The sequence below is a fragment of the Hafnia paralvei genome (assembly GCF_020150375.1).
Lineage (GTDB): Bacteria > Pseudomonadota > Gammaproteobacteria > Enterobacterales > Enterobacteriaceae > Hafnia > Hafnia paralvei.
On record NZ_CP083737.1, the window covers coordinates 3,837,819 to 3,854,021 of the forward strand.

General features: G+C 49.3%; 13 protein-coding genes. 1 reads left to right on the forward strand and 12 read right to left on the reverse strand.

Annotated features, from left to right (window positions below):
• Positions 1 to 43: 43 nt before the first annotated feature.
• The 8 genes from murD to mraZ are packed head-to-tail and all read right to left on the reverse strand — an operon-like array spanning position 44 to position 8,830.
• Positions 44 to 1,360: a UDP-N-acetylmuramoyl-L-alanine--D-glutamate ligase gene (gene murD / locus K9N75_RS17885; RefSeq protein WP_224451966.1), complete on the reverse strand. Its 1,317-nt coding sequence runs from the start codon at positions 1,358 to 1,360 to the stop codon at positions 44 to 46.
• 1 nt (position 1,361) lies between these two features.
• Complete coding sequence (gene mraY, locus K9N75_RS17890; protein ID WP_004094552.1) at positions 1,362 to 2,444, reverse strand: phospho-N-acetylmuramoyl-pentapeptide-transferase; 1,083 nt, start codon at positions 2,442 to 2,444, stop codon at positions 1,362 to 1,364.
• A complete protein-coding gene (gene murF / locus K9N75_RS17895; RefSeq protein WP_224451967.1) occupies positions 2,438 to 3,814 on the reverse strand; it encodes a UDP-N-acetylmuramoyl-tripeptide--D-alanyl-D-alanine ligase in 1,377 nt (458 codons plus the stop codon). The genes mraY and murF overlap by 7 nt, the downstream gene beginning before the upstream one ends.
• Positions 3,811 to 5,298, reverse strand: coding sequence for a UDP-N-acetylmuramoyl-L-alanyl-D-glutamate--2,6-diaminopimelate ligase (murE, locus tag K9N75_RS17900; RefSeq protein WP_061059596.1), 1,488 nt, complete (start codon positions 5,296 to 5,298; stop codon positions 3,811 to 3,813). Before murE ends, murF begins: the two co-directional genes overlap by 4 nt.
• Positions 5,285 to 7,048 (reverse strand): peptidoglycan DD-transpeptidase PBP3, encoded by a 1,764-nt coding sequence (gene ftsI, locus K9N75_RS17905; RefSeq protein WP_008814599.1) that lies wholly within the window; start codon positions 7,046 to 7,048, stop codon positions 5,285 to 5,287. Before ftsI ends, murE begins: the two co-directional genes overlap by 14 nt.
• Before the next feature lie 59 nt (positions 7,049 to 7,107).
• The gene (gene ftsL, locus K9N75_RS17910; RefSeq protein WP_004094561.1) at positions 7,108 to 7,428 is read right to left on the reverse strand and encodes a cell division protein FtsL; all 321 of its coding nucleotides are present in this window, start codon (positions 7,426 to 7,428) and stop codon (positions 7,108 to 7,110) included.
• Entirely contained in the window at positions 7,425 to 8,369 is a 945-nt protein-coding gene (gene rsmH / locus K9N75_RS17915; protein ID WP_008814600.1) for a 16S rRNA (cytosine(1402)-N(4))-methyltransferase RsmH, read from the reverse strand. Before rsmH ends, ftsL begins: the two co-directional genes overlap by 4 nt.
• A gap of 2 nt (positions 8,370 to 8,371) precedes the next feature.
• Positions 8,372 to 8,830 carry a division/cell wall cluster transcriptional repressor MraZ gene (mraZ, locus tag K9N75_RS17920; protein ID WP_008814601.1) on the reverse strand — a complete coding sequence of 153 codons (459 nt, stop codon included), beginning with the start codon at positions 8,828 to 8,830 and terminating at the stop codon, positions 8,372 to 8,374.
• An 879-nt stretch (positions 8,831 to 9,709) separates the two neighbouring features.
• Here mraZ and K9N75_RS17925 point away from each other — a divergent pair.
• The gene (locus tag K9N75_RS17925) at positions 9,710 to 10,159 is read left to right on the forward strand and encodes an L-alanine exporter AlaE (RefSeq protein ID WP_008814602.1); all 450 of its coding nucleotides are present in this window, start codon (positions 9,710 to 9,712) and stop codon (positions 10,157 to 10,159) included.
• 56 nt (positions 10,160 to 10,215) lie between these two features.
• On the opposite strand, the gene cra is transcribed toward K9N75_RS17925, so the two are convergent.
• From cra to K9N75_RS17945, 4 genes are all read right to left on the reverse strand, one after another.
• A complete protein-coding gene (gene cra, locus K9N75_RS17930; RefSeq protein ID WP_004094567.1) occupies positions 10,216 to 11,220 on the reverse strand; it encodes a catabolite repressor/activator in 1,005 nt (334 codons plus the stop codon).
• A 208-nt stretch (positions 11,221 to 11,428) separates the two neighbouring features.
• Entirely contained in the window at positions 11,429 to 11,920 is a 492-nt protein-coding gene (ilvN, locus tag K9N75_RS17935) for an acetolactate synthase small subunit (protein ID WP_008814603.1), read from the reverse strand.
• Positions 11,921 to 11,922: 2 nt separating this feature from the next.
• Positions 11,923 to 13,641, reverse strand: coding sequence for an acetolactate synthase 3 large subunit (gene ilvI / locus K9N75_RS17940; RefSeq protein WP_224451968.1), 1,719 nt, complete (start codon positions 13,639 to 13,641; stop codon positions 11,923 to 11,925).
• Positions 13,642 to 14,108: 467 nt separating this feature from the next.
• Positions 14,109 to 15,911, reverse strand: coding sequence for an AMP-dependent synthetase/ligase (locus tag K9N75_RS17945; RefSeq protein ID WP_224451969.1), 1,803 nt, complete (start codon positions 15,909 to 15,911; stop codon positions 14,109 to 14,111).
• Positions 15,912 to 16,203 lie beyond the last annotated feature (292 nt).

Below are 16,203 nucleotides of genomic sequence, written 5' to 3' on the forward strand. Positions count from 1 at the left end.
AGTGATAATCTTGGACGAGGTAACCGTGGGAGTCTCAAGCGCATCAGCCAAGCTCCTTGGCTAAGCGGCTAAACTCATCGCCGCGTTGTTCAAAGCTTTTAAACTGGTCGAGGCTGGCACAGGCAGGAGAAAGCAGAACCATATCGCCAGACTTCACTCTAGTTGCAATAATACGCATGGCCTGTTCCATGGTTTCAGTCTGCTCGGCAACCTCTGGACGGAGTGCGGCAAGCTGTTCGCCATCGCGACCAAAGCAGTACAAACGGACGTTATCACCCTGTAGGTATTGCGCTAAAGAGCTAAAATCTGCCGATTTACCATCGCCACCCAGCAGAAGATGCAAAGTGCCATCGACATGCAGGCCATTCAACGCCGCCTCGGTGCTACCCACATTGGTTGCCTTCGAATCGTTGATCCAACGTACGCCGTTATGATCCAGTGAAAGCTGGAAACGATGAGCCAAGCCAGTGAATGTAGTTAGCGCTTTCAGGCTAGAGGCGCGCGGAATACCCACAGCATCAGCCAGCGCCAATGCGGCCAACGCATTCGTAAAGTTATGCTTTCCGGTGATTTTCATTTCACGTGTGTTCAGGATCTTTTCCCCACGCACACGCAGCCAGATTTCACCCTGTTGACGGTTCAAATGATAATCACCAACATCAGCGCCAAAACTGACACAGCGAGAGTCAGCTCCGCGGATGGGCATCGTCAAGGCATCGTCAGAATTCACAACGCACACTTTCGCATTTTCATAGACTCGTAGCTTTGCGGCGCGATACTGCTGCAAACCCAGCGGATAGCGATCCATGTGATCCTCGGTAACATTAAGGATCGTCGCAGCAGCAGCGCGCAAGCTGGTCGTGGTTTCAAGTTGAAAACTAGAAAGTTCAAGCACATAGAGGTCGCACTCTTGCTTAAGCAGCATCAGAGCCGGCAGACCAATATTTCCACCCACGCCAACGCTCCAGCCTGCAGACTTCGCCATTTCCCCCACCAGCGTCGTCACGGTACTTTTTCCGTTAGACCCCGTAATAGCAACAATGGGCGCCTGAGCTTCACGGCAAAACAGTTCGATATCCCCTACGATTTCAACGCCCGCCTCAGCGGCAACGCTCAGCGCAGGGGATGCCAGAGCGATGCCTGGGCTAGCCACGATGAGATCAGCGTCCAGTAACCACTCTAGGTTCATATCTCCTAGATGGCGCTCGACGTTTTCCGGCAGCTTGTCCAGCCCCGGCGGAGACAAACGGGTATCAATAACGCGCGGCGTAACGCCACGCGCCATAAAGAAATCAACACACGACAGGCCAGTAAGGCCTAGGCCGATAATGACGACTTTCTTACCCTGATAGTCCACCATATTAACGCACCTTCAAGGTTGCTAGGCCAATCAGCACCAGCATCAGAGAGATAATCCAGAAACGCACGATAACGCGAGGTTCTGGCCAGCCTTTCAACTCATAGTGATGGTGAATGGGTGCCATTCGGAAAATACGCTGTCCGCGCAATTTGAAGCTGCCGACCTGCAAAATAACCGACAGTGTTTCCATCACGAACACACCGCCCATAATCACCAACAGGAACTCCTGACGCAGCAGAACAGCAATCGTACCCAGTGCCCCACCTAAGGCCAGAGAGCCGACGTCTCCCATGAAGACCTGAGCCGGATAGGTGTTAAACCAAAGGAATCCAAGTCCAGCCCCCACGATCGCGGTACATACAATCACTAACTCCCCCGCATGGCGCAGGTAAGGGATATGCAGGTACGCCGCAAAATTCATGTTACCGGTTGCCCACGCCACCAGCCCCATCCCCGCGGCAACAAAGACCGTAGGCATGATAGCCAAACCATCTAACCCATCGGTCAAATTAACCGCGTTACTGGTGCCAACGATGACGAAGTAGCTCAATAAGATGTAGAGCAGGCCCAGCTGCGGCATAACGTCTTTGAAGAAAGGAACCACCAGCTCAGTGGCTGGAGTGCCTTTACCGATGGAGTACATAGCAAAGGACACCACCAACGCAATCACCGACTGCCAGAAATATTTCCAGCGGGCAATCAAGCCCTTAGTGTTTTTGCGCACCACTTTGCGGTAATCATCGACAAAACCAACAACACCATAACCAAGCAGTACGAACAGCACACACCACACATATGGATTGGAAGGATATGCCCACATCAGCACGGAAATAGTGATAGACGTGAGGATCATCAGGCCCCCCATCGTCGGTGTACCACGTTTGCTGAAATGCGACTCAGGTCCGTCGTTACGAACAACTTGACCAAAAGACATTTTTTGCAGACGAGCAATCATTCGCGGCCCAATCCATAGGGACAGGAACAGCGCGGTCAGTAAGCTGACGATGGCGCGAAACGTCAGATAGGAAAAGACGTTAAAACCGGAATAGTATTTGACCAAGTGTTCGGCCAGCCAGACTAACATGATTGATTCTCCTGCATTTCCTGCACAGATAAGCCTCGTACTACCTGCTCCATAGCGGCACTACGTGAACCTTTAACTAAAATGGTGATCGCCGCATGTTCGCATAACAGGTTTTTCAGGCGCTCAATCAGAGCCGTTTTGTCCGTGAAATGTTCACCACAACCACTGGTCTCGCTGATGAGATGGCTCAAGCGGCCAACGCTCAGCACTTTATCAATCCCCGCTTCGCGGGCCGCAATGCCCACCTGACGGTGACAGTCTTCTTCTTCCGTGCCCAGCTCCCCCATATCGCCCACCACCATCACTCGGTAACCGGGCATAGAACCAAGCACCTGTGCTGCGGCGGTCATTGAGCCTACGTTCGCGTTGTAGGTATCATCAAGGATCAGCTGCTGTGCATTTAAACGAATCGGGAACAGTCGACCCGGAACCGCTTTTAACTCACTCAGTCCCTGCCGTACGTTCTCTAGCGTTGCCCCCACGGACATCGTCAGCGCGGTCGCCGCCAACGCATTCGCAACATTATGGCGACCTGGCAACGGTAGAATGACTGGAACAGTACCAAACGGCGTATGCAGCTCAAATTCGGTACCTTGATGTGTTATACGCACGCCGCTAGCAAAGAAATCTACCGCCTCCGCTGCCTGCGGCGAGAAACGCCATACGCGTTGGTGAGTGATCTTTTCTTGCCAGTGCGGCCAATCATTGCTATCAGCGTTGATGATGGCCGTTCCATTTGACGTTAAACCATCAAATATCTCGCCCTTAGCCTTCGCGACTCCGGCCAAAGAACCAAATCCTTCTAGATGAGCCGCGGCGAGATTATTGACCAGCGCGCTTTCCGGCTTAACCAGATTGACCGTATAGGCAATTTCACCGACGTGATTAGCCCCCAGCTCGACCACAGCAAACTCATGCTCTGGTTCAAGGCGCAATAACGTCAGCGGCACACCGATGTCGTTATTAAAATTACCCGCGGTATACAGCACGTTACCGCACTGGCGCAGAATTTCTGCGCTCATCTCTTTCACTGAGGTTTTACCGGATGATCCCGTCAACGCAATAATACGAGCCGGCATTTGCTGGCGTATCCATGCACCGAGTAAGCCCAGCGCGATATGGGTATCAGCTACCACAATCTGCGGTGCATCAATGGGTAAGCGCTTACTTACCAACAAAGCCCCTGCGCCTTTTGCTACGGCATCCGCAGCAAAGTCATGGGCATCGAATTTTTCACCTTTTAGCGCGATAAACAGGCAGCCATCAGTCAGCTTGCGTGTATCGGTGACAACATCGCTAATCTGCGTGTCTGCGCCTATCAATTGGCCGTTTACAGCCAGTGCAACAGCCTGCAAGGAAACGGGGATCATGCTATCACCCCCAGCAGGCGCGCAACGGTCACACGATCGGAATAGTCCAAGCGACGGTTACCCACTAACTGGTAATCTTCGTGGCCTTTGCCAGCAACCAGAATCACATCATCAGGCTTCGCCTGCATGATCGCGCCGGTCACCGCTTCAGCGCGGCCAGAAATCGCCTGCGCATGCCCAGCATCGAGCATACCGTTGAGAATATCGGCCATAATGGCTCGAGGCTCTTCGCTACGAGGATTATCGTCAGTCACTACAACACGATCCGCATATTGCTCGGCAATGCCCCCCATGAGTGGGCGCTTACCTTTATCACGATCGCCACCGCAGCCAAAGACGCACCACAGTTGCCCTTTACAGTGCAGACGAGCAGCTTCGAGGGCTTTTTCCAGCGCATCCGGCGTATGGGCGTAATCGACAACGACGGTAGGTTTTCCTGGTGCAGTGAAAACTTCCATACGACCACATACTGGCTGCAGCTGGGATGAAGTTTTGCACAGCACATCCAATGGATAACCAAGCGCCAGCATCGTTGCCGCGGCCACCAGCAGGTTGCTCACGTTAAATGCGCCCATCAGGCGGCTTTCCAGCACACCCTTACCCCATGACGAATCAAAACTGATGCTTGCACCGCTATCGTGATAGTCAACTTGGCTTGCAGAAACCCAGCGTCCAGCCCAGTTCTCCGGCAGACGCTGTTCCATGGTGACAGCTACCGCATCCGGTGACTTAGCCAACCAACGCTGACCGACTTCATCATCGGCATTAATAATCTTTTCACCGCTGTGATGGGTTGAGAACAGCAGCCATTTAGCCTGTTCGTAGTGCTCCATATCGCCATGATAATCAAGGTGATCGCGGCTCAGATTTGTGAACGCAGAAGCTGCAAACGGCAGCGCCGCGACACGATCCTGAACCAGACCATGTGAGGAGACTTCCATCGCTGCCAGCGTAGCGCCTTGAGATACCAGACTACGCAACAGGTGTTGAACATCAACGGCTGAACCGGTGGTGTTCTCGCTTGGATGAACCTGCCCTAACAAACCATTTCCTACGGTTCCCATCACCGCGCTAGTTTCACCTAACAACTGCCCCCACTGCGCCAGTAGTTGCGTAATGGTTGTTTTACCGTTGGTACCCGTCACGCCGATTAAGCGTAAATCAGCACCTGGCTGATGGTAAAAGCGGCCTGCCAGCGCCGAAAGACGCTGATTTAACTGACTCAGGTAAATGACGGGAACACCATGGCTCTCACGAATGGTGCCATCTTCTGCTTCCCCATCTGCCTCTGCGATGACTGCAGCAACGCCTTGCGCTATCGCTTGCGGAATATAATGGCGACCATCTGCGGTGTGGCCAACAATCGCCACAAACAGATCGCCCGCAGCCGCAATGCGGCTGTCTAATGTCATTTCTCGCAAAACGCGCTCCGGAGCATCTGCTACCCAAGGAGCCAAAAGCGCGCGCAAATTACGATCTGCCACCTGAACCCTCTTTTTTATTGTTCGCTAATTCGTTTTTATCACCCGTGGGCAACGCGTCCGGCTCAACGTTCATGGTGCGCAGTACGCCACCCATGATAGCGCCAAAGATCGGGGCGGATACCGCACCACCGTAATACTTCCCTGCCTGCGGATCGTTGATGACCACAACCAGAGCAAATCGAGGATTACTCGCTGGCGCTACGCCTGCGGTGTAAGCAATGTACTTATCAACATAACGGCCATCAGGGCCTACTTTCTTCGCCGTACCGGTTTTAATCGCAATACGGTAGCCTTTAATGGCGGCTTTAGTACCACCACCACCCGGCAACGCTACGCTTTCCATCATATGTACGACCGTACGCACAATTGGCTCAGGGAACACACGCTCACCTGGCACCGGCGGATCGACTTTTGTTATCGACAGCGGGCGATAGATACCCAAGCTGCCAATCGTTGCATAGACACGTGCTAGCTGTAACGGCGTTACCATCAGCCCATATCCGAAAGAAAAGGTGGCCCTCTCTATGTCAGACCACCGTTGTTTTTTTGGGTACATGCCACTGCTTTCTCCGACCAGCCCCAAATTGGTCGCCTTACCCAATCCAAAGTGCGAGTAGGTTTCTACCAGCGCAGAGGACGGCATCGCTAACGCCAGCTTTGATACACCAACGTTACTCGATTTCTGGAGAATCCCCGTGATAGAGAGTTCTGCATAGCGGGCAACGTCTTTAATCTGGTGCCCGTTAACAAAATAGGGGAGCGTATTCAGTACGCTGTTCTCTTTCACCACGTTGTGTTGCAACGCGGTCATGACTACCATCGGTTTTACCGTAGAACCTGGCTCGAAAATATCGGTGATAGCGCGGTTACGCATGGCCTCTTTTGGCGTATCTGCTAGATTGTTCGGGTTGTATGAAGGGCTATTAGCCATCGCCAATACTTCACCCGTGTTCACATCAACCAACACCGCAGTGCCCGATTCGGCTTTGTTAAATGCGACGGCATTGTTCAGTTCACGGTAAACCAGCGCTTGTAAACGTTCATCAATACTGAGGGCAAGATTATGAGCGGCCTGACTGTCAACGGACGAAATATCTTCAATAACGCGACCAAAGCGGTCTTTGCGAACGGTACGCTCGCCGGGCTGGCCAGTTAACCAACGGTCAAAGCTCTTTTCAACGCCTTCAATTCCCTGACCATCAATGTTGGTCACCCCGATAATGTGAGCAGTCACTTGCCCTGCAGGGTAATAACGGCGAGATTCTTGCTTTTGGAAAATGCCTGGAAGTTTGAGTTTGTGAATGTAATCAGCCATCGCCGGGTTAACCTGACGCGCCAAATAAACGAAACGGCCTTTGGGGTTGGCGTTGATACGCGCAGCCATTTTGTCTAGCGGCATTTCTAATGCATCAGCCAACGCTTTCCAACGGGTATCTAAGGTGATACCACCGTGTTCGTTCACTTCTTTCGGATCAGCCCAAATCGCATTTACCGGCACACTCACCGCGAGCGGTCGCCCAGCCCTGTCGCTGATCATTCCACGCGAAGTGAGGATAGGCTGAGTTCTTAGTGAACGCGCATCGCCTTCACGCACCAAACGGTCGGGGTTAATCACCTGTAGATAGGCAACTCGTCCTAATAAACCCATTAATGCAATAAATATGCACCCGCAGAGCAACGCAAAACGCCAGCTGACAAAGCTGGCCTGATCTTCCTGACGCTTTAACTTTCCGGGTCGCACTGCTTTCATTGATTACACATTTACCTACGTCAAAGGTGGTTCATTGAAAATATAACCGGTTAAATACGCTATTGTTTAACCACGATATTCTCTTGAGATGGGTCTACGTGCTGCATTTGCAGCTTCTCTGTTGCAATTCGTTCCACGCGGCTGTGATCGCCTAACGCATTCTCTTCCAGAATCAAATTGCGCCACTCGATATCTAGAGCGTCACGCTCAAGCACTAACTGCTCGCGCTGCGCGGTCAACAAGCGTGTTTTATGCGTTGTTGTTACCACCAGCACAGCCGAAACCAGCACACCGATAAACAGAATCAGAGGCAGCTTGCCGTGGCGGAGAATATCTCCGCCAATAACGGCAACTAGCGTGTGGCGCTCGTTACCGATCATTCAACCGTCCTTTCCGCAAAACGCAGGACAGAACTTCGTGCTCGTGGGTTAGCGCTTACTTCATCACTGCTTGGTTTCATTTTCCCGAGCGCTTTCAACTTACGACCACCTTGGCTGCGCAGTTGAGCTTCGGTTAAAGGGATACCAGCTGGAACCTGAGGACCACGGCTATGGTGGCGAATAAACTGTTTAACAATGCGATCTTCCAACGAGTGGAAGCTGATAACCGACAGACGTCCTTCTGGGGATAGAATTTCCAACGCGCCGTTCAGTGCGCGTTCAATCTCTTCCAGTTCGCTATTGATATAGATACGGATCGCTTGGAAGCTGCGCGTGGCAGGATGCTTATGCTTTTCACGGAATGGGCTTGCGTTCGCAATCAGCGTTGCCAATTCATGCGTCCGTGTCATCGGCTCAAGACGATTACGCTCAACGATGGCGCGAGCAATGCGCTTAGCAAAGCGTTCTTCGCCGAAGGTTTTCAGCACCCAGGCAATATCTTCTTCTTCCGCTTTCATCAACCACTCTGCGGCAGAAAGGCCACGGGTTGGATCCATACGCATATCAAGCGGTCCGTCACGCATAAAGGAGAAACCACGCTCAGCATCGTCAAGCTGTGGTGAAGACACTCCAAGATCAAGCAAAACACCGTTGATTTGACCTTCCAGACCTAATTCGCGTACATAGGTCGCCATATCGGAGAATGGGCCGTGGATGATAGAAAAGCGTGGGTCGGTGATTTCTGCTGCTGCGGCAATAGCCTGCGGGTCACGATCGATAGCCAGCAAGCGTCCTTCCGGTCCCAACTGAGACAAAATAAGACGGGAATGACCACCGCGACCAAAAGTGCCATCAATATAAATGCCGTTACTGCGCAGATTAAGGCCGTTTACCGCCTCATCAAGCAACACGGTCTTGTGTTGGTAATTTTCTTCTGACATGACTATAACGACAAATCCTGTAGCCGTTCGGATAAAGGCTCCGTAACGGTCTGTTGTGCGTCAATATCTTCCTTGACTTGTTGATACCAGTTTTCTTCATCCCACAGCTCAAACTTATTGAACTGCCCAACTAGCATCACTTGTTTTGTGAGTCCTGCGTGCTGACGCAACGTACTTGCTATCAGCAATCGACCCGCGCTATCCATCTGACACTCACTCGCATGACCTAACAGCAGACGCTGAATGCGGCGCTCTACAGGATTCATGCTCGATAAACGCGAAAGCTTTTGTTCAATCACTTCCCACTGAGGCAGGGTATAAAGCAATAGGCATGGTTGATGGAGATCGATGGTGCAAACCATTTGACCTTGCGATTCCTCAAGCAGTAATTCGCGATAGCGCATCGGAACCGCTAAGCGTCCTTTACCGTCAAGGTTGATGGTTGTTGCGCCACGAAACATACCTAAATTACCCCTCGTTGCCCCATCTCACCACTTTACTCCACAAATTCCCACATAAGGAAGTTTACGGAGGGTAGGAAAACCTTGTCAAGCCAGAGCGGATGCGGTTTGGGATTATTTTTGCTTGAAGTGAATTTAAAACCTTCCACTATGAAAAGTCCTAAAGAGGAATAATAAAATTAACATCATGATAAATTAAGGGAAATTCTTGGAGGGAAGTGTCAGTGACTCGAAACACAGAAATTTTACCAAAAATTAAAATTTAACCAGACTTTGCAATATAGCTCTCATTTTGAACATGTCTTGGATAATTTACATACGCTTTACATTGGTAAAGCAAAGACTAATTCAGCATAAGTTATTCAATGCCAGAAATTAAAAATACCTTTTAACATCAATCAATTAATTAAAAAACCTTCATTTAATTTTTTCTGTCTGACATTTTATCTTACTTTATCGTCAGATAATAATGGCTTTAGGCACTAAATATCTAACTGCTTTTTTTAAATCGTAATTTAGATAAATTTACCTCTGAATAACGTTCACCTCAGATAGTTCTCAAATATCAATTTTATTTTGCAAACCTCCCGATTTGGCGGCGAACTCGTGATCGACAAACGTTATTTGTATGATTTTCACACAACAAATTGAAAGAAAACAAAAATTTTAACGCCACGGTAAGAAATCATGAAATTCTCTTCGGCGCGCTACTCTAAGAGTTTTTTGTAGCAAAAGTCATTATAAATTAAAATTTATAGCTAGTTAAAAAACAAACAGCAATCATGTATGCTATTTAAGCAACCAAAATGCAGTTCATAACACCAACAAAAGCGCAACAAAACAGTATTAATGACTAGTTTCAAAATGGAGTTAGCCGTTATGTTCTCACCCGCTTCACGTGCCCGCAGCGCTGCCGCAGATATTTTTGCGCTGGTAGTTTATTCCTTTATCGTCGGCATGCTGATTGAAGTTTTTATTTCTGGCATGAGCTTTAATCAGTCGTTGTCATCTCGCTTGCTTTCCATCCCCGTCAATATTCTTATTGCTTGGCCCTATGGCGTGTACCGCGACTGGTTCATTCGCCAGTCACAACGCTGTCGTTCAAAAGGCATGGCAAAAATCTTGGCGGATCTGATTGCCTATGTCTCTTTCCAGTCACCGGTTTATGCCATTATTCTGTGGTATGTCGGGGCTGATGGCGCGCAAATCCTGGCTGCGGTCACCAGTAATGCGGTGGTTTCAATGGCTATGGGCGTCGCCTATGGGTACTTCCTTGATTACTGCCGTAGACTCTTCAAAGTCTCGGGCTATATCAAAGCACAGGCATAAAAAAGCGCCGGTAAAAACCGGCGCCCATTGATGAGATAACACTTTATTATTGCTGCTTACATCCGGTTTAGTCGTCCGCGCTTTAATAAAACACGACGCATCCGGCTCAATCCCGCCTTCGGTTTCTTCGGTTCATCTAAACTTGCGAGTACCAGTTCCAGAACACGTTCGGCAATATCACGGTGACGCTGACCGACTGACAGTACTGGGCAATCCAGAAAATCTAGGAGCTCATTATCACCAAAAGTCGCAATGGCCAAATCGGTAGGTAAATGCCCGTGGTGTTTCAATGTCACATCCAAAACCCCTTGCAAAAGCGGGAAGGAAGTCGTGAACAACGCCTGCGGCATTTCATTATTTTTTAACCAGTTAGAGAATGCGACACCTGCCGCGTCACGTTCATAACTGTTGGTGTAAAGATATTGCACTTCACGTGGATCTTCTCGCCAAGCATCACGAAAACCTTGTTCGCGCAGGAAACTCACGGATAGCTCAGGAAGTGCGCCAAGATAGAGCACCGATTTCGCTGGGAATTTCCGTAACTCTTCCGCCAACATCTCCGAATCTTCACGATCGGCACCGACAACGCTAATAAAGTGTTCAGGATCGAGTGCGCGATCCAGCGCAATGATCGGCAAAGGATCCTTTGCCCAGCGCTGGTAGAACGGATGTTCTGGCTGCAGCGCCGTCGATACGATGATCGCATCAACCTGACGTTGTAGCAGATGTTCAATACAACGCATTTCATTGTCAGGTTGATCTTCTGAACAAGCAATGAGTAACTGATAGCCACGTTGACGCGCTTGGCGCTCCAGATAATTTGCAATACGGGTATAACTGGTATTTTCCAGATCAGGTATAACCAATCCAATTGAACGGGTGCGCCCAGCACGCAATCCTGCGGCAACGGCGTTTGGATGATAGTTATGCTCACGAACCACAGCCATCACTTTCTCAACCGTCTTATCACTTACACGGTACTGTTTGGCTTTACCGTTAATGACATAACTGGCCGTCGTCCGCGAGACCCCTGCAAGACGCGCGATTTCATCCAACTTCACGTTATCCCCCTCTTGAGCCAGTAAAATACATTACCTGCATCAAATGAAATAAGAAGACCGAATGGCCTTTAATAGCATTGATCTAACCGCATAAAGAAGAAAGGAGCAACCGGTTTTGCTGAAAGGCATCAGCAAATAGGAAAAAGTAAGAGGCTCAGCACAAAGCTGAGCCTCCAAATAGCACTATTAGACAGAAAATTGACCTGCATTAACGCATTATTTTGTCACCACGAGATACACCCACGATGCCTGAACGAGCGACTTCAACAATTTCAGCAACCTCTCGTACGGCACTTAGGAAGGCATCGAGCTTGTCGCTGGTGCCAACTAGCTGAACGGTGTAAAGCGAAGCTGTGACGTCTACGATCTGACCACGGAAAATATCGGTGCTACGCTTAACTTCTTCTCGTCCATAACCGCTAGCCTGTAGCTTCACCAGCATGATTTCTCGCTCTACGTGCGATCCTTGTACCAACTCACTCACTCGCAGAACATCTACCAATTTATGCAGTTGTTTTTCAATCTGTTCTAGCACCTTAGCGTCACCGACGGTTTGAATAGTCATACGCGAAAGCGTGGGGTCATCAGTCGGGGCTACAGTCAGGCTTTCAATGTTGTACCCACGCTGCGAAAACAGGCCAACCACGCGGGACAGTGCGCCTGATTCGTTTTCCAGTAATACAGATAAGATCCGGCGCATTATTAAGTCCTCTCCGTTTTGCTTAACCACATTTCATCCATTGACCCACCGCGGATCTGCATTGGGTAAACGTGTTCAGTTTCATCGATGGTCACATCAACAAACACCAGACGGTTTTTAACCGCCAATGCCTGTTCTAATTTGCTTTCCAGTTCATCCGGCGTGCGGATAGAAATACCAACATGTCCATAGGCTTCTGCGAGCTTTACAAAATCTGGCAACGATTCCATATATGACTGCGAGTGACGTCCCGCGTAAATCATATCTTGCCACTGCTTCACCATGCCTAGGAAACGGTTGTTCAGGTTAATCACCACGACCGGTAAATCGTATTGCAATGCGGTAGATAGCTCCTGAATATTCATCTGGATACTGCCATCCCCTGTCACGCAAATCACGGTTTCTTCTGGCAGGGCTAATTTAATCCCAAGCGCCGCGGGTAAACCGAAGCCCATCGTGCCCAAACCGCCCGAGTTCACCCAGCGCCGCGGTTTATCAAAGCCATAATAGAGTGCGGCAAACATTTGGTGCTGCCCCACGTCAGATGCAACATAGGCTTCCCCTTTCGTCAGCCGATGCAAAGTTTCAATGACCTGCTGTGGCTTAATGCGGCCACTTGTGGTGTCGTAACTCAAGCATTTGCGCGCACGCCATTGAGCAATGCTCTGCCACCAATCACGCAGGCCATCGAAGTCTTGTTTAACCTCTTTCTGACCTAACAACTCTAGGAACGTCGCTAGTGCCTCTTTAGCATCACCGACGATCGGAATATCCGCATCCACGGTTTTCGAGATCGATGTCGGATCGATATCAATATGTAGCACAGTCGCATTTGGGCAATATTTAGCAAGATTATTGGTGGTGCGATCGTCAAAACGGACACCAACGGCAAAAATAACATCTGCATTATGCATCGCCATGTTGGCTTCATAAGTGCCGTGCATTCCCAACATCCCTAGGCTTTGCGCATGTGATGCAGGGAAGCCACCCAGCCCCATCAACGAGGTAGTGACTGGAATATTCAAGCGCTCAGCCAGTTCACGCAGTTCTTCATGGCAGCCAGAACTAATCACCCCACCGCCGGCATAGATAATCGGCTGTTTGGCTGCTAACAACGTCTGCAAGGCGCGCTTAATCTGACCACGATGACCTTGCAAGGTTGGGTTATAAGAACGCATTTTGACACTTTCAGGGTATGAATAAGGCAGCTTAATCGCCGGACTCATGATGTCTTTAGGTAAATCGACTACGACTGGGCCTGGGCGTCCGGTAGACGCTAAATAGAAGGCCTTTTTGAGAATGGTAGGAATATCCTCGGTATGCTTAACTAGGAAACTGTGTTTCACGACTGGACGGGATATCCCCACCATGTCGCATTCCTGAAACGCATCATTACCAATCAGAGACGTGGCCACCTGACCAGAGATCACTACCATCGGCACCGAATCCATATAAGCCGTCGCAATACCGGTGATGGCATTGGTCGCTCCCGGTCCTGATGTGACCAGCACCACGCCCACTTCTCCTGTAGCCCGCGCAAAACCGTCGGCCATGTGCACTGCGCCTTGTTCATGACGCACGAGCACATGTTCAATACATCCAACCGTATGCAGAGCGTCGTAAATATCAAGAACGGCCCCGCCCGGATAACCGAATACATGCTTTACTCCCTGATCGATCAACGATCGAACGACCATCTCGGCTCCTGACAACATCTCCATGGTTTGCCTCCCGGCTGACTTTGCGTAGGTTATATCCAGGGTTTATCACTAATGCGAATCGTTTAAGAGATCGAGATACACGGGGCTAGCACACCGCGGGGCACTCCGGCAGCTAAAGCTGCTACGACCCCATCGGTGTACTTCCCCTAAAATCACGCTTAGCAGGCCAGCATTAGAGTTTATCCCTGTTTTTATGTGTTGTGTTTGATTTATTACCTTAACGTGGGAATAACAAGTGCGCAAACGGCAAACTCAGAAGCAAAAGTGGAGGAATTGTAACCTTGCTGGATTCTTGATTTTTTTAGGCATAAAACGCTAAGAGTAAGGGTGTTAGCTCCGCGCTTATCGCTGCAGGTGACTAAATTACAGAACTAAATCATTCTCAGCCCTAAAAGATAGTCTGTGATACCACACAAAAAGAAAACGGCCAGCAGAAGCGCTGGCCGTTGATACCACTGTGATAGAAATTAATGTTCCAAATACATGGACTCGATTTCCATCTGATAGCGAGAATTAATAATTTTTCGCCGCAGTTTCAGGGTTGGGGTTAGTTCTCCCTGCTCCATCGAGAAAGCTTCGGGCAGCAGCGTAAAACGCTTAACCTGCTCAAACTTCGCTAAACCCTTTTGCATCTCACGTAGACGCTGATCAAACATTTCTACAATATGGCTATGACGGAGTAAATCCAGACGATCGTGATATTTTAAGTTGATCGACTTGGCGTACTCTTCCAGCGACTCGAAACAAGGAACGATCAAGGCAGACACAAACTTTCTTGCGTCGGCGATCACGGCAACCTGCTCAATAAAACGATCCTGTGCTAGCGTACCTTCCACCATTTGTGGCGCAATGTATTTACCATTGGAGGTTTTCATCAGATCTTTTAGGCGTTCAGTAATAAACAAGTTGCCATTTTCATCTAATGCCCCCGCATCGCCCGTTTTCAGCCAGCCATCTTCCGTAAAGGTTGCCGCAGTTTCTAACGGTTTGTTGTAGTAACCGCACATAACAATCGGTCCGCGCACTTGGATTTCATTTTCGTGGCCAATGCGAACTTCAACATCGGGCAGCGGTTTGCCGATAGAACCAAAGCGGAAATCGTTCTCTTCCCAACAAGATACCGTGGCGCAGGTTTCTGTCATGCCATAGCCATATTTAATATTTGCGCCCAATGCTTGGAAGAAGAGAATAACGTTATCATCCATTTTTGCCCCAGCCGCAGGCAAAAATCGCACGCGTCCCCCCAAAATCCCGCGCAGTTTGCTCAGTACGAGTTTATCAGCCAGCTTATGCATAGCTGATAAAACGACGTTCGGCTTGCAGCCTGCTCGTTCAGTGAGGAAACGTTTCTCCCCTACCCAAATTGCACACTTAAACATGGCGCGTTTATGCCATTTCGCCTGTGCCACTTTTTCATGGATGGCGCTGAAAATTTTCTCGTAGAAACGCGGCACCGCACACATCACTGTTGGTTTCACTGACTGCATCGCTTCGCGTACCTGATTGGTATCGCTGAGATACACGTTTTGCGCGCCACTATGCATAACATAGAAGCTCCAAGCGCGTTCAAATACGTGCGAAAGTGGCAGAAAACAAAGTGACACATCCTCTGCTGTTACGGTCAGACGTTCGTCATGCAAACGCAGTTGAGCACCCATATTGGTGTAATTCAGCATGACGCCTTTCGGCTCACCGGTAGTCCCTGATGTGTAGATCAGCGTGAACAGATCGCTCATGTCAGCCTGTTCAATACGTTCTTTTAACAGAGGTAAAAAGCGTTCTTGTGCACTGGCCGCGAATGAATCTAGCGTACATGCAATTTCGCAGCCCTGCATGTCGATACTGTCCGACATAACAATAATATGCTCAAGCTGAGGGCATACTCCTCGTAATGCTAGCGCCGCGTTATATTGAGATTGACCATCAACAAACAAAATACGTACGTCTGCATCATTGAGAACAAATGCCGTCTGAGCTGCGGTATTCGTCGAGTAAACAGGAACCGTGATCGCACGCAGGTGTAAGATCGCTAGATCAATCAGTGACCATGAAACCGAGTTGTGGGCAAAGATCGCCACTCGTTCCTGAACATCAACACCTAGCGCACACAATGCCAGCGCCAATTTTTCAACGCGCAGTCCGACCTGCTGCCAAGTATAGGGTGTTTCACCGTGAGCAGACCATTCACGTAGCGCAACGCGATGCGGAATATGTTTGATCTGCTGCTGAATACGTTCAACCAGATGGTATTTATTTAACTCATTGATCATAGAAGAAGTTCATTGAATTTATCGAAGTGGAAGTCGCCATGAGATATAAGTGAAAAATCTCATTCAGCTTACAGCTGTGCGCTCTTTTGGCGGAAGTCTACCTGTTCTAGCTGTCGGGTCAACGATTATTCAATCCATAAATGTGAGTTATGATCGATTTTTTGAATGATTTATAGCCATGACATCGACACCATAGATGGAAAATCTAGGCGCGATAGACGAAAAAATGAAAAACATAAAAAACTGGGAAAAGAGGGTTCAGGATGTATAAAACACTAGTTTATGAGCTATT